The organism is Chryseobacterium rhizoplanae (genome assembly GCF_900182655.1).
Taxonomy (GTDB): Bacteria; Bacteroidota; Bacteroidia; order Flavobacteriales; family Weeksellaceae; genus Chryseobacterium; species Chryseobacterium rhizoplanae.
Genome location: NZ_FXTC01000015.1, coordinates 18,624 through 39,776, shown reverse-complemented (window position 1 = coordinate 39,776; position 21,153 = coordinate 18,624). Strand labels below are relative to the sequence as shown.

Annotated in this window: 18 protein-coding genes; 4 read left to right on the top strand and 14 right to left on the bottom strand. The window is 36.3% G+C overall.

Annotated elements, in window-relative coordinates:
- The first annotated feature begins 47 nt into the window (after positions 1-47).
- The 4 genes from FN817_RS21925 to chrA all read left to right on the top strand — a co-directional run bounded on the left by FN817_RS21925 (position 48) and on the right by chrA (position 2,628).
- A complete protein-coding gene (locus FN817_RS21925) occupies positions 48-614 on the top strand; it encodes a hypothetical protein (protein WP_228451634.1) in 567 nt (188 codons plus the stop codon).
- Between the two features lie 158 nt (positions 615-772).
- Positions 773-1,075 carry a hypothetical protein gene (locus tag FN817_RS21920; RefSeq protein ID WP_142719781.1) on the top strand — a complete coding sequence of 101 codons (303 nt, stop codon included), beginning with the start codon at positions 773-775 and terminating at the stop codon, positions 1,073-1,075.
- 4 nt (positions 1,076-1,079) lie between these two features.
- A complete protein-coding gene (locus tag FN817_RS21915; protein WP_142719780.1) occupies positions 1,080-1,514 on the top strand; it encodes a DoxX family protein in 435 nt (144 codons plus the stop codon).
- The gene (chrA, locus tag FN817_RS21910) at positions 1,498-2,628 is read left to right on the top strand and encodes a chromate efflux transporter (protein WP_142719779.1); all 1,131 of its coding nucleotides are present in this window, start codon (positions 1,498-1,500) and stop codon (positions 2,626-2,628) included. The genes FN817_RS21915 and chrA overlap by 17 nt, the downstream gene beginning before the upstream one ends.
- A 346-nt stretch (positions 2,629-2,974) precedes the next feature.
- Here chrA and FN817_RS21905 read toward each other — a convergent pair whose 3' ends face one another.
- The 14 genes from FN817_RS21905 to FN817_RS21840 form a co-directional block, all read right to left on the bottom strand.
- Entirely contained in the window at positions 2,975-3,748 is a 774-nt protein-coding gene (locus FN817_RS21905; RefSeq protein WP_142719778.1) for an SDR family NAD(P)-dependent oxidoreductase, read from the bottom strand.
- A 25-nt stretch (positions 3,749-3,773) separates the two neighbouring features.
- Positions 3,774-6,839: an efflux RND transporter permease subunit gene (locus tag FN817_RS21900; protein ID WP_142719777.1), complete on the bottom strand. Its 3,066-nt coding sequence runs from the start codon at positions 6,837-6,839 to the stop codon at positions 3,774-3,776.
- 6 nt (positions 6,840-6,845) lie between these two features.
- Positions 6,846-7,889 (bottom strand): efflux RND transporter periplasmic adaptor subunit, encoded by a 1,044-nt coding sequence (locus FN817_RS21895; protein WP_228451633.1) that lies wholly within the window; start codon positions 7,887-7,889, stop codon positions 6,846-6,848.
- 14 nt (positions 7,890-7,903) lie between these two features.
- Positions 7,904-9,238 (bottom strand): TolC family protein, encoded by a 1,335-nt coding sequence (locus FN817_RS21890; RefSeq protein WP_142719775.1) that lies wholly within the window; start codon positions 9,236-9,238, stop codon positions 7,904-7,906.
- 219 nt (positions 9,239-9,457) lie between these two features.
- On the bottom strand, positions 9,458-10,375 hold the full coding sequence (locus FN817_RS21885; RefSeq protein ID WP_142719774.1) for an NAD(P)/FAD-dependent oxidoreductase: 918 nt from the start codon (positions 10,373-10,375) through the stop codon (positions 9,458-9,460).
- Positions 10,376-10,572: 197 nt separating this feature from the next.
- Complete coding sequence (locus tag FN817_RS21880; RefSeq protein WP_142719773.1) at positions 10,573-11,190, bottom strand: TetR/AcrR family transcriptional regulator; 618 nt, start codon at positions 11,188-11,190, stop codon at positions 10,573-10,575.
- A gap of 313 nt (positions 11,191-11,503) precedes the next feature.
- The gene (locus FN817_RS21875; RefSeq protein WP_142719772.1) at positions 11,504-12,502 is read right to left on the bottom strand and encodes an NADP-dependent oxidoreductase; all 999 of its coding nucleotides are present in this window, start codon (positions 12,500-12,502) and stop codon (positions 11,504-11,506) included.
- Between the two features lie 2 nt (positions 12,503-12,504).
- Positions 12,505-13,269, bottom strand: a complete 765-nt coding sequence (locus tag FN817_RS21870) for an SDR family oxidoreductase (protein WP_142719771.1) — start codon at positions 13,267-13,269, stop codon at positions 12,505-12,507.
- Between the two features lie 84 nt (positions 13,270-13,353).
- Entirely contained in the window at positions 13,354-14,082 is a 729-nt protein-coding gene (locus tag FN817_RS21865) for an SDR family oxidoreductase (protein WP_142719770.1), read from the bottom strand.
- A gap of 170 nt (positions 14,083-14,252) precedes the next feature.
- Complete coding sequence (locus tag FN817_RS21860) at positions 14,253-15,344, bottom strand: alkene reductase (protein ID WP_142719769.1); 1,092 nt, start codon at positions 15,342-15,344, stop codon at positions 14,253-14,255.
- Positions 15,345-15,422: 78 nt separating this feature from the next.
- The gene (locus FN817_RS21855; protein ID WP_228451632.1) at positions 15,423-16,031 is read right to left on the bottom strand and encodes a TetR/AcrR family transcriptional regulator; all 609 of its coding nucleotides are present in this window, start codon (positions 16,029-16,031) and stop codon (positions 15,423-15,425) included.
- Between the two features lie 439 nt (positions 16,032-16,470).
- Positions 16,471-18,933 carry a glycoside hydrolase family 3 N-terminal domain-containing protein gene (locus FN817_RS21850; protein WP_142719768.1) on the bottom strand — a complete coding sequence of 821 codons (2,463 nt, stop codon included), beginning with the start codon at positions 18,931-18,933 and terminating at the stop codon, positions 16,471-16,473.
- Positions 18,934-19,065: 132 nt separating this feature from the next.
- Positions 19,066-19,944, bottom strand: a complete 879-nt coding sequence (locus FN817_RS21845) for an alpha/beta hydrolase (protein ID WP_142719767.1) — start codon at positions 19,942-19,944, stop codon at positions 19,066-19,068.
- 11 nt (positions 19,945-19,955) lie between these two features.
- The gene (locus FN817_RS21840; protein ID WP_142719766.1) at positions 19,956-21,122 is read right to left on the bottom strand and encodes an esterase; all 1,167 of its coding nucleotides are present in this window, start codon (positions 21,120-21,122) and stop codon (positions 19,956-19,958) included.
- Between the last annotated feature and the right edge of the window lie 31 nt (positions 21,123-21,153).

Genomic DNA, 21,153 nt, shown 5'->3' with positions numbered 1-21,153 from the left:
AAAAAATAATTTTGGACGAGAGCAATCTTCTATCTAATAAAGTTTATATGAAAATTATCAACCTTAAAGGTGAAAAAATTGTCAGGGTCATAAAAGACAGTACGATGAAGGATGTGGACGAACCTACATTTGTTAAGATAAATAATACGAAATTCAAAAATGGCAGTATAGAGGTAGAAGTTCTAAGCCGGCTGCTCCCTACGGCTGCTCCAACCGACCGTGGGTTTATTGGGCTGGCATTCAGAATCGATGACATGAATTCCAGATTTGAATCTATATATATACGTCCTGCCAATGGCAGAGCCGAAGAGCAGGTGAGACGCAATCACTCCATTCAATATTTTTCTTTTCCAGATTATAAATATGAACGTCTAAGAAAAGAAAATCCCGAGAAGTACGAGTCGTATACCGATATGGGTTTGAATGAATGGATCAAGATGAAAATTGAGATCCAAGGCTGCCAGGCAAAGCTTTATTTAAATAAAAACAAATACCCTTCCCTTATTGTGAACGATCTTAAACACGGCTCGGATGCAACGGGTGCTGTTGGCTTATTTGTCGATGTAGGAACAGATGGCTATTTCCGAAATCTGAAAATTAACCCTTCAAAATAAAAAAGGATCATAAATATTCTATACAAATATTTATATCGCTACACAATACAAAAACCTGAAGGCACACTGCTGTACGATATCTTTGTTTGTGGTGATGACTATCCAGTAATCATGGAATTTAGCTCTCCCATGTGTAATTTTTTTTGACCTACCTGTTAATGAAATTGATATTTTATGTAATTTGGAAACTTGCAAATTTTGAAATAGATGAAATTCAGGAAAATAGAGAAGGTATTAAAGATTATTGTAGAAACCGCTCCGAAACAAAGTCTTTATCAATGATAAATCCTGCATTAGATAATCTTCGAAAAGCTATTGAACAACAAAGTAGCAAAGCTTTTAAAGAAGAATATATTCATCTAACGAATACTTGTAATACTTGTCATCAGGTAACCAAACATGAGTTTAATGTAATTATAATACCCTCTACACCTCCATTTAGTAATCAAGATTTTAAATGACCTAATGAAAAGTAATATTATCAAAACAAAGGAACTACCATTGTTCATTCCAAGAATGATCGTTGGGTTTACATTCCTTTCAGAAGGAATACAAAAGTTTATTACACCCGAAACCGTTGGTTCAGGCCGTTTTGCTAAAATTGGATTTCAAAACCCTGAATTTTGGGCTACAACGGTTGGCACAGTAGAGATTGTATGTGGTATTTTACTACTTCTGGGTTTATTGTCCAGATTGGCTTCAATATTTTTGCTGATTATTATGGTAGTCGCATTTATTTCTACAAAAGTTCCTGTCCTTACTGAAAAAGGATTTTGGAGTTTTGCTCACGAATACCGGACTGATTTTGCAATGACATTATTATTAATAATGCTTTTTTATTTTGGCAGTGGTAATTATTCTATTGATAAATATATAATAAAGAGTGGAAAAAAATCGTAATCTGAAAGAGATAACTCAGCTTTTTCTAAAATTGGGAATTACAGCATTTGGCGGACCAGCTGCTCATATTGCTATGATGCAACAAGAAGTGGTTGTGAAAAAAAAGTGGATAAGCGAACAACATTTTTTAGACTTATTAGGAGCCACTAACCTTATACCGGGTCCTAATAGTACGGAAATGGCTATCCATATAGGTTATGAAAGAGGAGGATGGAAAGGTTTAATAATTGCAGGGCTATGTTTCATCCTGCCTGCTGTTTTTATTACTTTACTATTTGCGGTACTATATCATAATTATGGACAGTTACCAGAAATACAACCTTTTATATATGGTATAAAACCCGCTATTATTGCAGTCATTATAGGAGCGGCCTATCCATTGGCAAAAAAATCGATAAAATCATTATTTTTAGGTTTAATAGGACTTGCAGTGCTGATAGCTTCTTTACTGGGTGCTAACGAAATTTATTTAATGTTTGGAGCAGGTTTATTGGCTTATTTACTATATTCTATTAAGAATAATACGATTCAGAATTTTATACCCTTTGCTTATATTAAAATCTCACAAATATCTTTTTGGGATGCAACCAATATTAAATTGTTTTTTATATTTCTTAAAATTGGTGCCATCCTTTATGGCAGTGGGTATGTGCTTTTTGCTTTTTTGGATACGGAATTAGTACAAGCAGGTTTGCTAACAAGAAAACAACTTATTGATGCAATTGCAGTGGGACAATTCACCCCCGGACCTGTTTTTTCATCAGTCACTTTTATAGGATATCAGATTAACGGATTATATGGTGCTATTGTTTCAACAATAGCAATATTCTTTCCTTCATTTGTATTGGTAGCGTTTCTCAATCCATTAGTAAAAAAAATGCGTAGCTCAAAAGGTTTGTCAGTATTTCTTGATGCAGTAAATGTAGCTTCGGTAGCCATTATATTATCTGTGTGTCTTGTAATGGGCAAAGAAAGTATTGTTGACTGGCGAACCATTGTAATTGCAATTATAAGTGGCATCATTGTTTTTAAATTTAAGAACATCAATACTGCATTCATTGTTGCTGGAGGTGCGTTATTGGGATTTGTACTATTTCATATTCAGTTAGATTAATTAAGTGAAGTTTCGCAAAGATTTCAATTAATGATCCGCAATTTTTTCCAATAGAAGATATTCAACAAAACGAGTTAAATATATACCAAGTAAGTCACATTTTTTTACTTAACTGAAAGCCAAATTACAGAAAGTTTAGATTATAATTAAGGATGTAGTAAAAATTAACTTTGTAATTCGTGTTTAATTTGGCTCAAGCAAACAAAATCATCAATAAAAGTATTTGAAGATAATCCTGCATTGGCCACACATAATAAAATAACGCCACTTGTTTTTAAATGGCGTTATTTTCTGAAATGATGAGATAAACTAAATTGTTATAATTAACCTACCTAGTGGTGTAATCTTATTTACTTGCCAGCTTCTTTTTGATTTGCATCATCAAAATATCAGGTGTGATACGCGGAAGATTGGAAAGGAACCAATTCATAAAACCGACAATCTTTTTCCCTTTTCCATATAAAAGAAGTTTCACTCCTGCTTCTGCTACCGCTTCAGGATGAACAGGCTTATTGGTTTTCATCATATTGGCTTTGAGCATTTCTTCATTATAAAATCCTGTATCAATTGGTCCCGGACACAGGGCAGTAACCACAACGCCTGTTCCTTCCAGTTCGGAAGCAAGCGTTTCTGTAAATGACAAAACAAAAGTTTTTGTTGCTGAATACACTGAGTAATACGGAAATGGTAAAAAAGCCATTAGAGAAGCTATATTCATTATTCTACCCGATTTTCCTGTGACCATATCTTTGACAAATAATTTATTGAGTGCTACAAGACTGGAAATATTCAAATCAATCATTTTCAGTTCTTCTTCCAAAGAAGTCTTTGTGAATTCGCCGTAAGTTCCTACGCCTGCATTGTTAACCAACCCAGTTACCAATAGATTTTTATCTTGAATCTCGTTATAAAGTGCAATTGCATTTTCAACTTTTGACAAATCTTTAACAATATAATGCACAGAAACCTTGTATGATTTGATTAATTCTTCCTGTAATTGCTTTAGTTTTTCTTCACTTCTTGCAACCAAAATCAGATTCTTTTTTTTCTCGGCAAGCTGAATCGCCATATGGTAACCTATTCCGGATGAAGCTCCGGTTATTAGTATGTATTCTTCCATTTTATTTAAGTTGTAATGATTAATTCTAATTTTCTTTGTCGTTATCAATTTCCAGACTCGGTGGAATCAATTTGTACATTACAGGTGTCACAATTCTTGAAAGAATCGTTGAGCTGATTAAACCTCCAATCAATACGATGGCTAAAGGTGCAATCAATGGATTGGAGTTTAATGCTAGAGGAATCAAACCACAAATCGCTGTGATTGATGTTAAAACCACTGGAAGGAAACGGGTTTCTCCCGCAATGGCAATCGCTTCGTCAATTGACTTTCCTTCCAGTCTGAGCTGATTGGTAAAATCTACCAAAAGTAGAGAGTTTTTAACCTGGATTCCTGACAAACCAATAAACCCGATAATTGCGACCAGTGACATTGGACTTCCATCAATTAATAATAAAATTACACCACCTAAAATTCCCAAAGGAATGATTGACAATACAATGATGATTCCTTTGAAGGTTTTAAACTGAAGCAACAACACTGCAATAAATAAAAATGTACTTAAGATAATCACGGAAAGAAAATTTCCACCCAATGCATCCCCTTCCGATTCTTTTTCTCCTGCCAATTTGTAGGAATAACCTGCAGGCATTTTCAGTTTATCCAATTGAGGAATAATATCCTCCAAGAGATCATTTGCATAATATCCTTTTGCCGACATTGCCGTTACTTTTGCAAAACGGGATTTATTGAAATGATTGATGGCTGTTGGTGAAGTTTCAAAAGAAACAGCCGCAATCTGATTCAAAGCGATGGGTGCTCCCTGAACATTGTTGACATACAAGTTTTTCAAAGCCTCCAGATTGGAAAATTTTTCTCTTGGCAATGTTAAAGTCACCGTTCTGGCATCTCCACGGTCATCGATGTAATCTCCAACCGGTAATCCGGCCACGGCAAGACGTATAACCTTATCCACTTCGCTTGTCATCACGCCCAGTGTTCTTGCTTTTTCTTTGTTGATCTTAACTTTGACATCGGTTTTGTAGATATTCAGTTCATTATTGATATACACCGTACCTTCCTGTTTTCTCAAAATATTTTCAACCTGTGAAGACAGTTGCCTCAAAACAACAGGATCTTCCCCGAACAATCGCACCACAATATTCGCTTCAATCGGTGTACCCTGTTCAAAATCCTTGACCTCCACTTTGGCATAAGGCATTGTCTTGAATTTTTCTCTCAAGGTTTCAATCAGTTCTGTCTTTGTTTCAGGTTTTGCTTCATCATCCAATTGAACAAAGATCTGAGCAAAATCCGGTTTCCTGTCCTGTGGATGGACATTGTAATAGATCTGTGAATTTCCTTTTCCGACATTGGAGGTATAATAGGTAATTTCCTTGTGATTTTTCAGTTCAGATTCAACAATTTTCGCCACACGGTCGCTTTCCGAGATATTGGACTGAAGCGGTGTTTTGATATTGATCAAGAACATTGGTTTTTCAGAAGTCGGGAACAGTTTAAATCCTGTAAAACTGAATAGTACAAATGCCAATGCGCTCAATCCAACTGAAATTGCGATGGTAATTTTAGGATATTTCAACGCTTTAGGCATAATTCCTTTGTAACTGTTCGTCAGGAATTTCTGAAGATACTGAAGGAAAATATTTCCGCCCTCGTGATCGTGGGTTTTCAAAAACTTGCTTCCCAAGAAAGGAACTAAAGTCAAAGCAACCAGCATCGAAGCTAAAACACTCGTGATAACCGCCATTGGAAGACTTCTGATAAACTCACCTGCTACATCCGGGAGGAATGCCAATGGTAAAAATGCGATGATCAATGTCGCTGTACAACCTACAACCGCCATTCCTATCTGTTGGGTACCTTTCAGAACCGCATCTTTTTTGGAATGCCCTTCACGCAACCATCTTTCAATATTCTCAACGACTACGATACTGTCATCCACCAACAGTCCCAAAGCAACCACCAATCCCACGATGCTTAACTGATTTAATGAAAATCCTAACGCATTCATCGCAATGAGTCCTAATGCCAATGATAACGGAATCGAGATCATTACAATAATTGATGCACGGGAACCCAACGGCAATAAGGTAATGATAACCAAAACAATTGCCAATCCAAAATCAAATCCTAAATGTCCCAATCGTTGAGAAACCATATTGGCCTGATCGAAATTTTTAATCAGTTTAATGTTTTCAGGAAGGCTTTTTGAAAACTCTTCAACAATCGGAGAAAACTCTTCCTGAACATCAGTAATATTCACATTATCTTTCATTCCCGCAGTAACCAAAACGCAGCGGTGTCCGTTGATTCTCGTGATATGATCCACCGTCTGAGATTTGTAACCTACCTCGGCAACGTCTTTCATATAGACGATCTTTCCGTTGGCATTGTAGATTACAGTGTTTGCAACATCTTCTTCATTCTTGAATTTCCCGCTGGTTTTTACGTTGAAGATTTTGGTATCCATATCAATGCTTCCACCCGGAATATCGGCTGCTTCACTTTGTAAACTTCCCATCACTACATTGAGTGGAATTCTCAGCTGAGCCAATTTATCTAATTTTAAATCTACTCTGATTTCCTGTTCGGGAATTCCGGAATAGATCACATTTTTGAGATTGGTGATTTTCTCTAATTTGGATTTAAGCTTATCGGCCTCATCGTGCAGTTTTTTCTCAGAAGCATTTTCTGAAACCAAAGCAACCTGAAGTATTTTCACATCGGAAGATGATATTTTTTCTGTTTTGATCTGATAAATATCCTTGGGAAGCTCACTGTTCTTCAGTGCATTCATTTCGGTTGAAATTTCCTGATATTTGTTGTCAACATCAACTCCATATTTGAATTTCACCTGAAAAGCGGCAACACCATCCTCAACGGTCGTCAGAATTTTATCTATATTCTCCAATCCGTAGATCTTATTTTCAATCGGTTTCACCACCTGTTCTTCCATATCTTTCGGGCTCGTTCCGGGATAAATAACTGTGATCAGATATTGTGGCGGATGTGTTGAGGGATCTTCTGCTCTGGGCATTGTGAAGAGCGTAAGGAAACCGACTACTGCAACGAGAAGAAATATGATCAGCGTAAACTGGTAGTTTTTTACTGCAAAATTTGTAATTTTCATCCGTTCTTATTTAATGATTTTAATAGTTGACTGTTCATTCAGATAGGCACTGTTGGAAATCACGATTTTGTCACTTTTCTTAAGCCCGTCCTGAATGAATACTTTGTCATTTTCAAATTTGGCAATCGTTACAGGTCTTTTTTTAACTTTAGTATTTTCAACAACATAGACAAAGGCTTTGTTTCCATCAGCTTCAAGCAGAGAATTGTAAGGAATCACGATAAAATCCTCAGAATGGTCGGTTTTGATTTCTGCTTTTCCGAACATTCCTACGGCGGGTTTATTGTCATTCATCGTCAGTTTCAATTCTACCTGAAAAGATCCGATTGCCCGATCTGCCGACTGCGATTTTCTGAAAACAAAGGCATCGAATTTTTTATCAGGATAGCCGTCCAGTGTTACAATTGCTTTCTGCCCGATCTTCGTAGATGCCCATTCAGTATCCGTTAAACCAACTTTCAGCAAATAATTATTATTGTTTGAAGTTTCATTGATAAGTAGAACAGGTGAACCAGGACCTACAATTTCACCTTTATTGGCTACTTTCTGGGATACAAAACCATCAGCAGTTGCGTAGATTTTTGAGTATTTTACATTAAATGCAACAGCATCCTTCTGCTTTCGTGCAATGTCTAAACCTGTTCTGGTATTCTGAACCTGCTCCAAAGTGTATACACTGTCTTTATATAGATTCGTGGCACGCTTGTAATCACGTTCGTTTTTTTGAACATTCAAATCAGATTGGTTGAGACCTGCACGGATTTCCGTTTCATCCAAAGTCGCCAAAAGCTGACCTTTTCTGAAGAACTGACCTTCCTCCACAAAAACGCCGTTCACTACTCCACCAATCTTGAAGGAATAAGTCGTTTCATTTTCTGTCGTTACCAAACCGGACGTGCTGATGTTTCCGGCCAATGCCAAAGAGCCAACAGTTGCAGTTTTCACGGGAATGACCTCGGCACTTTCAAATGATTTTATCTCTTTTTTATTTTCTTTACAGGACGAGATCAGGAAAAAGGAAAGGAGTGATATTGTGATTGTTTTGTTCATAATAGTTATCATTTTTATTTATTTAAATTAAATGAGGCATTGGCTCTTTCCATTTCTGCAAAGGCAATCCAGGAATTATACAATGAAATATTGGCATTGAGTTCTGTGTTGACCACCTGATTTTGCGCATCCAGCAATTCGATGTAGATTGCCATCCCTTCTTTGTACAGTCTGGTGACGTCACCGTTGTATTTTTTAGCGGTTTCTTTTTGTTTGTTATCAGATTCATATTGCTCCAAAGCTGATCTTAAATTGTTTTGTGAAACTTCGAACTGCAAAAGCAACTGCTGTTTCACATTATCAATTTGAGAACTAATCTTTTTGCTCTCCTCATCAACCTGCTTCAGTTTATATTTGTTCTTGTTGCCAGAAAAAATATTCCATTCAAGGCTTAGACCTGCGAAATAATAGCGGGAAGATTTATCTACTTTAAAATCGAAATCCTGTATTCCCAAATCTGCAAAACCGCTTAATTTTGGAAACCAATTAGATCTTGTTAATTGATAAACATTTTCGTTAATCTCTTTCGCCTGCCCCAGTTGTTTCAACTCTTCTCTGTTGATGATATTTTCTGCGATGAGTTCCGCAGGCAATTCCATATTATCATCAATTTCGATGTCTGAATCCAGTTTTTGATTGAGAAGAAAGTTGAAATAAGCTTTAGCATTTTTGCTTGTATTTTTCGCGGTTTCAAGATTCGCCTCAATTTTTGTAACTTCATTATCACTTCGTAAAACAGCCGTTCGGTTGATCTTGTCATTTTTGAAAAGCGATTTATTCACTCTTTGATTTTCTTTAACGATCGCCAAAGCATTTTCATAAATTCTGATGCCTTCCACCGACTGTAAATATTTGTAATAGGCAATTTTTATTTCCTTGACCAGTTCACGTTGGTAGATTTCCAGTTCGATCTTTTGCAGAGTAGTCTGTTGCGCCCTGATTTTTTTGTTATAAATAATCTCGTAATTCAAAAGAGGCATCGTCGTATGAATCTTTACATCGTAGAAATTATTGGGATTAATTAATACAGACTGATTCTCTAAGATTGGAAAAGCATTGGAATTCGTGATTTGATTCAATGTGCTGTACACAGGATTCAACATATCCCCGATTGGAATATCGATGGTTCTACCACCGTCCGCAATCGTGTAATTTGCGACGAAAGCCACTGTCGGCGAAAACAGAGAATTTGCTTCTTTCAAGGCATACAGACTCTTATTAATGTCGAAGTTTTTCTGTTTAATGACTTCGTTATTTTCCAGACCGGTTTTAATATAACGGTCGAGATAGCTTTGGGAATACCCGAAAAATCCGAGGCAAAACAAAACTACTGTTGATAATTTTTTCATTTTATTTATACATTGTTTATAATTTGAACATTGTTCAAAATTTTAAGTAAAAAAAAGCTTTTAGCTTATTACAGAGTAATATTTGATTACTCATTATTATTCCTATAAAAGACATCGATCAACTCTTTTTCCTTAGGAAATAGCTCAGGAAAAGAATTTATTGGAGAATAGGAGGGACATTTATTATAGCAAATTGTATCAGGAAAGTCAATTGTTTATCTACAAAAACATTTCAGCAGATAGCTCAGAATTAACTCCAACTCCTGCCACATTTCCTGACGAAACTGCCAATGCAACTGATCTTAATGGATTAGAGTTATCACCTACTGCATAGATCCCATCCACGCTTGTTTTTTGTAATGAATCAATATTAATCAGACCTGTATCTGTCATTTCACATCCCAATTCTTTCGGAATGGTACAATGTTGTTGGAATGGTACGGGTGCGTACATTGCTTCAAAACTCTCAGCTGTTCCATCAGAAAAAATGACCTTATTGACATATCCGTTATGATGTTCTATTTCTGAAATTTTTTTCTCAATTACTTTTACGCCATTTTTTTTAAGCGTATCAATACCATCAACATTATTGGTAGTTCTACCTGATGTAATTAAGGTTACATTATCGGTCAGATTTCTAATTAATGACGTAAAATATATCAAACGATCTCCTTCCGCTAAAATAGCTGTCTTTTTGTTCCTGAACTCATATCCGTGACAATAAGGACAGTGTATAACGGATATACCCCAACATTCGGCGAATCCTTTGATGTCATGCATTATATCTAAAATTCCGGAAGCAAAAATTAGTTTTTTACCTTTAAATGATTTGCCATCTGAAGTCTTGATTAAAAAACCTTCCAGTATTTTGCTTCCGTTGACTGCGAAACCATTGTAAAACTCAATGGAAGGATATTTAGAAACTTCTTCCTTGGCTATTTTCACAATTTCTCCTGGAGGCATTCCGTCTCTCGTTAAGAAATTTTGTGAATGAGGGGTTTGTTTATTGCAGGGATTTCCACTGTCAATAAGTAAGACATTTCTCAAAGAACGTCCGAGGGTCAATGCAGAAGAAAGTCCTGCATAACTGCCACCTACGATAATTGTATCGTAAATTTTTTGATTGCTTAATTCCATATCGAAACTTTAAAAAAGACGGAAGGAACCAGATCAACAAAAATGTAATGATCTGTTACTTAATAATTTCTTCTGTCCATAGTTAATATTATAAATTCAAATTTTACCTTTTATCTCTAAAAGACTGACATTCTTCTTACCAACATATACAATGTTCATAATTTGAACTTTGTTCATTTTTTTTAATCAAAAAAATTTTATAATTTTTCTATCATTATTAAAAATTCATTATACCCTTCCGTCATAATAGTATCAGGACTACTGAATTTTAACCCTTTTGTTCTTTGACGAATTTCAAGACTGCACATTCCATGCACCAAACTCCAGATCATAAAAGCTAATGCTTCAGAATTATGATTTTTAAAATGACCTCTGGACATACAATCTTCAACCGTTTTTTTAACGTAACCAAAGGTTTCATTTCCTTCCGACCATAAGTCATTGTCTGTATTTTCCAGATACTCCATCGGAGCTCGCAAATTGAACATCAGGTCATACATTTCAGAATTCTCCAAGGCAAATTTCATATAGATTATACCCATTTTACGAATTCTCTGCATAGGATCTTCTATGGAAAGTAATTCTTTAAAATAGCCTCCCAACTCCTTAAAACCAATGGAATGTAAGTCGTGAAGAATAGCATTTTTATCTTTGAAATAAACATATACTGTTCCTACACTATAGTTAATTTTGTCAGCAATATTCCTAATGGTCGTTTGGTCGATTCCTTTCTCAACAAATAATTTTTTTGCACCATTTAGGATTAATAACCTTAATGCTTCTTTTTCCTGTTGTTTTCTTTCGCTAATACTCATAATCGAATTTCTTCTGCAAATGTATGAACATTTTTTGAACAACGTTCATTTTTTTTTATTTCAATTACTTAAAGTTCATTATTTCAATACTGAAGGAAGAGTTATCTAATAGATTAAAACTAAATACATTAAAATTAATATTACACATTTGGCAATAACATTAGAAAACATAAAGAGAAAATAAATTTTGTTACTCGTTGATACATAAACTAAATAATATTATATTTTTTTGATTGGGTACATTCAAGTATATAATTTAATTGCCTAAATTAATATTATTAAATAATTGACCCAACATTTTACACTTTCACGATTATTTCAACTTCACCACAACCTTTCCTTTCGCTCTTCCACTTTCAACATATTCCAAAGCTTTATTGGTTTCTTCAAACGGAAATACTTTATCTAAAACAGGTTTTATTATTCCCGATTCTATCAGTTTTGTCATCTCGGCTAATTGTTTTCCATCTGCTCTCATAAAAAGAAATGTGTAATCAACACCCAATTTTTTTGCTTTTTTCTTAATTCCAAAGCTCAGAAATCTTGTTGCTGTTTTCACCAGCCAATTCGCATTGATATCCTTTGCAAATTCCGGTGTTGGCGGACCAGAAATTGAAATGATCTTACCTCCTGCCCTTAGAATATTTAAAGATTTTTCAAGTGTTTTGTTATCCTGACTGTTCAAAACGAGATCATAATCTTTCAATACCGCTTCAAAATCCTGTGTTTTATAATCAATTAAAACATCGGCTCCCAATTCTTTAAGAAAATCAAAACTTTTGGTACTCGCAGTTGTTGCAACGATCGCTCCAAGATGTTTTGCCAACTGAATAGCAATAGTTCCCACCCCTCCGGAACCCGCTTGAATAAATACTTTTTGTCCTTTTTTTACCTGTCCTATTTCCACCAAAGCCTGCCAAACCGTCAATGCAACCAAAGGAACCGAAGATGCTTGCTTCATCGAAAGATTCTTCGGTTTAAAAGCCAAATCCTCCTCTCTAACTGCAATATATTCTGCAAAAGTTCCGATATGAAAATCGGCAGGTCGAGAGTAAACCTCATCTCCAACTTTATACTTTTTTACATTTTTCCCAACTTCTTTTACAACTCCTGCAAGGTCGTGACCTAAAATAAGTGGCATTTTATAGGGAAGAATCAGTTTGAATTCGCCAGTTTTGATTTTAGAATCTAAAAGATTTAAGCCTGATGCATAAATTTCTATCAAGACTTCGTTGTCTTTGATTTTTGGGACAGAAACATCCGCCAACTGCAAATCCTCTTTCGTGTACTTATTGATTAAAAATGCTTTCATAATTATTTCAGTTTTGTGAATTCTTTTTTTGCATTGATTATGTCGTATGCTTTTTTAGGCGCAATTCGATTAAGAAGATAAAGTGCTTTTGTATCGCCTACTCTTATCGTGTCAATATTTTTTTTCATTCCTAACATAAGACCTTTTACCAATTCTGTGGTACTTATTTTTTTATCCTGTCGGTCTGAAACCATATCGGTATCAACCAACGGCGGCAACAATTCGAAGACTTTCACTGAAGCGTTTATTGACTGCAAATGTGATCTCAATGATTTTGTATAAAATGCCAAAGCCGATTTTGAAGCAGAATATGTAGCTTCCAATACCGATGGAACAATGCTGAGAATAGACGTTGTATTAATGATTGCAGATTCCGGACGGGATTTCAGCATTTCCATAAAAAGGTTATTCAGACGAATAACACCCAAATAATTGACTTCCATTTCATACGCTGCACCCTCCAAATGTTTTTCATTAGCAATACCCAAATTCATTGGGTGAACACCAACTCCTGCATTGTTGTATAAAATATCAATACCGCCTAAAGCATTTACTTTTTCATATAGAGCAACTGCATCTTTCTCTTTCGCGGCATCAGATTGAATGACCATTATTTCAGAAAACTGTTTTTTAACGGCATCTAATTTCGTCTGATTTCTTCCTGTAATAATGACCTTATTCCCTAAAGCCAAAAATTGTTTTGCGGCTTCAAGCCCAATTCCGGAAGCTCCTCCCGTAATCAGAATGGTTTTATCTTTTAAATTCATGACCATAAAATTTAAAAATGAAATAAACCAATCATAGCCTGCATTAAGTTACAGAAAATAAATGGTTTATATTAGTTATTTCTTTTAAGCCTGAACTAACTTTGCCATTGCTTCTCCAATTGCATTTGCATAAATTTTTGAATCTCCCACAGGAATATCGAATAGATTATTTTCTAGTCCGATGAATAATTCATCTGCCACCTCACTTGGCGGAATTCCCGCAGCACCACCGATTTCCGCAGAGAAATCTGTATTGACCAAAGGTGGATACACTTCGTAAATGTGAAGGTTTTTCTGTTCTTCATAAGTTTGTCTCAATGCAGTTGTGTAACTATGCAAAGCAGCTTTTGTTGCTCCATAGGTTGGTAAGAATTTGTGACTTCCGTAGACCGCAATAGACGAAATATTAACAACCGCTGATTCTTCTTTTTCCAATAGATGAGGAATCATCAGTTCTGTAAAATGGATGATGGCAAAATAATTGGTATTCATCTCAATCTGAGCTTTTTCGTGAGCGTTGGTGGTTTCGCTTAATAAATAGCCGAATGCAGCTCCTGCATTGTTTATGATGACATTTACATCAGCATGATTTGTCTTCAGCTCTTCTGCTATACGGATTCTATCTGCTTCAATGGATAGATCTCCCTGAATTCCAACAGCATCCGTCAGTTCTGACAAAGCTTTTTGGAGACGTTCTTCATTTCTTCCGTTGATAATGATTTTATTACCTGCTTGATTTAATTTTTTAGCGATTGCTAAGCCTATTCCGGCACTTCCGCCACTGATGAATAGGGTATTTCCTGTTGTTTTCATTTTGTTGAATTGTTATTTTTTGTTGAAAATTTATAATGATTGACTGCTTTGCGACAGGGATTTACTTCGTACAGTTCGGCCAAAAGGCCTCGGGTGCAACGGCATCCTTTTGTGGAGCTTTAGCGGAACAAAAGATAGAGTGAAGAGCCTGCCCGGTCGCCCCAATTATTTTAGATAGTTAAAAAAGGATAGTCTGTATAACCTTTTTCTCCCGGTGTGTAAAAAGTCTCCTGATTGGGTACATTAAGAGCGGCATCGGTTTTGAAACGCTCTACTAAATCTGGATTAGCGATAAAGGGAACTCCAAATGACACCAAATCTGCATCACCACTTTCCAAAACTTTAGTCGCCGTTTCTTTGTTGAAAGCACGGTTGATGATAATAGTTCCGTTGTAAATTTTTCGGAAATGTCTCGCGACCTCCTGAATGGCATTTTCGTTGTCGGTAACGTCTGTGAAGGGTTCAATTAAATGTATATAAGCCAAATCATAGTCGTTTAGTCTGTTGATTATATAGTCATAGGTTGCGATGGTTTCGTCATCCACATCAATTCCCATAATTCCGTTCAAAGAAGGATTGAGGCGAACACCCACTTTTCTGATATCGGCAACTTCCTGGATGGTATCTAAAATTTCGAATAGAATTCTGGCTCTGTTTTCTGGGTTTCCTCCGTATTCATCAGTTCTGTCGTTAGAATTTTTACTAAAAAACTGTTGCAGCAAATATCCGTTGGCACCATGAAGTTCTACCCCATCAAAACCAGCTTCAAAAGCATTGATTGCTCCATTTTTAAAATCCTGAATTGTTCTTTTGATATCTTCAATCGTCATTGGCTGTGGAGCAACGGTTGGTTTGAAACCTTCCGGTGTGAAAGCTTGTTGGTTCGGATTAACATTTGAAGGTGTAAAAGGTAATTTTCCGTTATGTAAATCCGGATGAGAATATGCTCCTGTGTGCCAAAGCTGGGCAAATATTTTACCATTTTTATCGTGAACAGCTTGGGTTACGGTTTTCCAGCCTTTTATTTGAGGTTGAGTATAAATTCCGGGAACATTGATAAACCCAATTGCTTCTTCGCTGATAAAAGTTCCTTCGCTGATGATAAGTCCTGCTGTTGCACGTTGTGCATAATAGGCTGCTGTAAGTTCTGTTGCGATATTCCCTTCGTTTGCAGAACGGGCTCTTGTCATGGGAGCCATTACGATTCTGTTGTTTAAACTTTGTCCGTTAAGCTCATAGCTTTCAAATAACCTGTTGTTCATATTTTATTTTTTTGAATTTGATTTCTAAATACCATCACTTCTAAAATATACTAAAAAGTATATTTTATGTTAAAAAAATTAGAGTGAATACAGCTCTAATTCATTTTTTAAACTTTTTACCAGTTCTATCATTGGTTTTGAGGTTTCCATTGTTCTGCACAGAATAATGCCGCCTTCTACAGCCGCCATCATTTTGAATGCAAAAGCTTCCGGATTAAGCTTCTCTGAGAACTCCAGATTATTAATTCCTTCCTGTAAAACATTAGCTATTCCTTGTTGTCCGGCTCTTAAAGTAGCTGCAACTTTCTTTTTAATAATCGGAAAATTATCATCTGCTTCCACCGCTGTATTGAATATCGGGCAACCGCCCGCTATAAATGTATCAATCGGATTTTTGTAAAAATCAAGATAAAGAAAAACTTTTTCTTTAGCTGTTTTTCCTTGGGAAACAATTGTTGACATTTTAACTGACATTTTATTTAGTGAATAATCAATCACTTGTTCCGATAAATCGTCTTTACCATTAAAATGCCCGTAAATACAGCCTTTTGTTAATTTTGTGGCTTCTAAAACATCATCTATACTCACACCAGAAATCCCTTTCTCATTATAAAGTGGTGCTGCTGTTTCCAGAATAAATTGCTTTGTTTTTTCTGCTTTGGTTAACATTATATTTTGATTTAACATTGCAAATATACTAAAAAGTATTTTTTAAAAACAAATAAATTATACCAAAAAGTATATTTTAATTTTTAAAACACTTTTTTAATGAGGTTATTATATACCTGAATGTGCAAAATTTCATCACTAAATAAATCCCATCAGCTGAATACAAGCTAAATATCCTACCATATTATTCGTAAAATCTTTATGGAATGATATAAGCCTATCAAAGTAGAATAAAGTCAAACTATTTCAACTTCAAATGTTTCAGACATTTAAAATTACATTGTAAAAAACTTTACAACTACAAGAAATTTAATACCAGATTTAGAATAGCTAATTCTTGTTTAATCTGCCTCAAACGAACTACAATTTTCTAATACTTTCATAGAAAATCTTATCAAACCTATTGTATTGCCTACTTGACAGATTTCAGTTATCGCTAAAACCTATTTTATTTTCATTATTGTTGGGACTTCAGATCTTCAAATTGTTTATCAGCAGGGAGAATATGTTCTACCTTTTCAATTACCAATTCTTTTGTTACATCAACTTCTGTCTTCTGCCTGATATCTAACGACGAAGCACCTACCAGAATTTTATATCTTCCGGCTTCAGCTACCCATGCTGATTTTCCCGTTTCAAACGAAGCTAAATCTTTCTTGTTTAAAGTTAAAATAATCGTTTGTGATTCTCCCGGATTTAATTCTTTTGTCTTTGCATAAGCTTTTAATTCAGATCTTGGTTTGTCAATGGTCTTGCCGGGTGCAGAAAGGTACAGTTCAACGATTTCTTTTCCTGGTACTTTTCCTTTGTTTTTAATGTTGACACTTACTTCTAAATGATCATTAAAGGTCTTAGAATTTGTTTTAATATTTGAATACTCAAAATCGGTGTACGACTTTCCATATCCGAATTCAAATGAAGGTTTTATTCCAAAAGTATTAAAATAGCGGTATCCTACATAAATACCTTCCTTGTAAGTCACATCTGCAGGATTGTCCAATGGTTCTCCCGGAAAATTCTTTGCTGATGCATGGTCTGCATAATTTACAGGGAAAGTCATCGTCAGTTTTCCGGAAGGATTTACTTTTCCGGAAATCACATCTGCCACAGAATGTCCTCCTTCTTGACCGGGCTGCCAGGCCAATAAAACGGCATCTACCTTATCTTTCCATGAAGCAGTCTCAATAACCCCACCGATGTTCAGTATGACCACCACTTTTTTTCCTTTTGCGTGAAAAGCTTTGGAAATTTTATCAAGCATTTCTATTTCTTCCGTTGCCAGATTAAAGTCATTGTTCACTACTCTATCACCTCCTTCCCCGGAATTCCTTCCCAATGTTACAAAAGCAATTTCAGAAGTTTCCGCTTTTTTAGCGATGAAGTCATCATCCATTTTCATTTCAGGCAGCCTCTCCGGCAATGCCAAAATTCCCCTGGCTTTTCTTCTTTCCTTTTCTGCTGAAGCTTCTTTTTCAGCATGCGGTTTATACAATTCTACCAGCTCCTTGTCTAATTTATACCCTGCAGCATTCAGCCCTTCCAAAAGTGAAACCGTATGTTTGTTGTTGACACTGCCACTTCCTGTACCTCCTGTAATCCAGGCATAAGAGGTCACTCCGAACAAGGAAACTTCTTTCTGCTTGTCTGCAAAAGGTAAAACATTGTTTTCATTTTTAAGCAAAACCATTCCTTCCGCCGCAGCACTTCTGGTTACCGCAGCATGGGCGTTCAGATCTGGTTTGTCACTGTATTTATAATGTGCAAATGTTGGCGTTCTGAAAATATATTCCAAAATTCTTTTCACGTTGAGATCCGCCACTTCCTGTGGTAACCGGCCTGAATCCAAAGCTTCCAGCAACGCTTTTTTCTGTGCCGGAATTCCAGGCATCAACAGGTCATTTCCTGCGTTCATCTGTTTTACAACATCAGAAATTCCTCCCGTTCTGATGGATTCAAATCCGGGAAATCCACCGAACCAGTCAGTCATCACGATTCCTTTGAATCCCCATTCGTTTCTTAAAATCTGAGTTAATAAATCTCTGGAATCTGAAGTATACACCCCATTCACTTTGTTATAAGATGACATTACAGTCCAGGGCTGAGATTCTTTTACGGTGATTTCAAAATTTCTCAGATATAATTCTCTCAATGCTCTTTCAGATACATGCGCATTGATTGTTAAACGATTGGTCTCCTCATTATTCGCAGCAAAATGTTTAACAGATGTTCCCACTCCCTGGGACTGGACTCCATTGACTATTGCCGCAGCAGTTTTCCCTGAAATTAAGGGATCCTCTGAATAATACTCGAAATTCCTTCCATTTAATGGATTTCTTTGAATATTCAAGGCAGGTGCCAGCAAAACATCAACGCCGTATTCTTTCACTTCATTCCCCATTGCTTTTCCTACTTCTTCCAATAGCGTTTTGTTCCAGGTTGAAGCTAAAGCTGTTCCTACAGGAAATGCCGTTGCATAGTACGTTTTGAAATCTTTTTCCCTTGTTGGTGCAATTCTTAAGCCTGCAGGTCCATCCGCCACAACAGTAGCGGGAATTCCGAATCTGTCCAGATTAGCTGTTCCACCTGCAGCTCCGGGAACAAGTCCCTGCTTTGAATCACCTACAGGTCCGGTTAAGACTTCAATTCCGGGCATGCCTGTACCAATCAGCAGATCAACCTTTTCTTTATTGGTCATTTGGCTGACAATGGCATCTATTCTTTGATCAACCGGAAGTCTTGTATCTTCCCAGACGTCCAGTTTACCGTTTTTGTTGAGATCTTTGAACGCTTTTCCGCCAACAGTAATAGTTGGGTTATTTTGAGCCTTTGTAAGAGGTGACAGACCCATTAAAGCCAAAAACAATACTGAATATTTGTTCCCGGAAAAAAGTCCGGCCAGTGTTGATGTATTCTTATTCATATTTAGATTTAGTTTTTATTAAACAAAGTATAAGTTTGAAATATGCTATTCCAGAAACCACAGCACATTCTGCCCTTGGACAGAAAATGCCATGTAAGAAACTATATAAAAAGTATTAAATTGATTAAATAACTACAAAAAGTTATGGAACCTCAACCAGTCAAGGTACACATCAGACCAGTTGTCAACGGGAAGATTTTGTTTTCCCATACCAAAGCCATGACCTCCTTTTTCATAGATATGGAGTTCAGCAGGCTGACCTGCTTCCAGCCATTTGTTATACAATAGAACTGATTTTGGCGCCAGTTTCAGTTGATCATCACTCGCGGCACAGATAAATAGTGGAAGAGCAGCTTTAGGGACCTCAGTATTTAGAATTTCCTGACTTGGTCCACCATAAATGGATGCGGCAAAATTTGGTAACGTTGAAGCATCTTTACTATGGAGAACACTTTCTAAAATTACACTGGCACCGGCAGAAAATCCAATCACGCCTAATTTTTCAGGATTGATCTTCAGTTCTTTTGCGTGCGTTCTGATATATGAAATTGCTGTTCTGATATCCTCTCCGGCCATCACTTTAACAGGAGCTGTTTTGGCATCAAAAGCATTTCTGTCTTTAATATTCTCCATCATTTCTTTGGCAGGATCATTAGATTTCGTTTCCAGCAATCTGTATTTTAAAACAACTGCTGTAATTCCGTTTTCTGCGAGCTTTTTTGCCATATCAATTCCTTCACGGTTGATCGATAAGCTTTGAAAGCCACCGCCGGGAGCAATAACAACAACTGTTCCGTTGGCCTTGGTTTTATCTGCCTCGAAAATTAGTATTGAAGGCTGAGACACATTGAAAACAACTTCTGTTTTGAACAGCTCGCTGAATTGCTGTGCTTCTTTCTGCTTCCAGTTTTCTGTTCCCGGTGCCTTTCCCTGGTATAAAGGAATAGATTTTTGTGCATATGCATTGTATATTCCTGTTATAAATAATGCGGTTATGAATATTCTTTTCATTTTCAATTTGTTTATTTAAATAACTGAGGAAGAAAATCATTCAGATAGGTTCTCCAATTGCTCCACGTATGACCGCCTTCGGATTCTGCGTATTGGTATTTGAAGTTCATCCTGCTGAGTTTTTCACGATATTCTGTCACGTTTTTATAGAGAAAATCTGTTTTTCCGATGGCAATCCAATACAATTTGTATGAATTGGTTTGCTGAGTTTTCAGTTTTTGATCTAAATTCTGATAAACAGGACTTTTCTTTTCATCAGGCGGAAGAATTGCCGGAGAAAACAATCCTACATAATCAAACGTTTTTGGCTGATTGGCAGAAATATACAGTGAATGGAATCCACCCATTGAAAGTCCGGCAATTGCTCTGTTTCCTGCGTCTGATTTTACCCGGTAATTGTGCTCTGTAAATTCCATGATTTCCTTGAAATAAGTTTCCATATCACCACTGAAAATATCCGGTGTTTTCATATCGATCTTATAAAAACCTTTGGAAGATTCGCCCGGCGCTGCAGAATTGCTTGTATGACCATTTGGCATTACAACAATCATAGGTTTTGCTTTTCCCTGAGCAATCAGATTATCCAGAATCTGCGAGGCCCTTCCCAAGGTCATCCATGCTTCTTCGTCACCACCCATTCCGTGTAAAAGGTATAAAACCGGGAATTTTTCTTTCGAATTTTCATATCCCGGAGGAGTATAAACCGTTAATCTTCTGTCTTCTTTCAACCCGCTTGATTGATACCATCTTTTGGAAACGGTTCCGTGCGGGACGTTCTGAACTTTGTAATTTTCAGATTGTTTTCCATCAATCAAAATCATACTCATCACCGATGAAACATCACGAACCTGATAAGAATTGTTCGGATCATTGGCTTTTACGCCATCCACAATAAAAGAATAGGTATAGATATCAGGAGCCAGATCATTTTCAGAGAACGACCAGATTCCATCTGCATCTTTTTTTAATTCCACTGTTCCCGGTTCCCAACCTTTTCCCGGCATCCAGTTTCCTTGTAGTATTACTGTTTTTGCCTCTGGTGCACGAAGGCGGAATGTAACGTTTTTACCTTTGATTTCGGGTGAAATTATTTCTTTTTTTCCACTGAAATCGAGGTTTTCCTGAGCAAACATCAATGAACCCAGCATTAATGAATAGATTGTGTATCTGATTTTCATACTAAATTGTTTTTTACTACAAAAGGCAAAA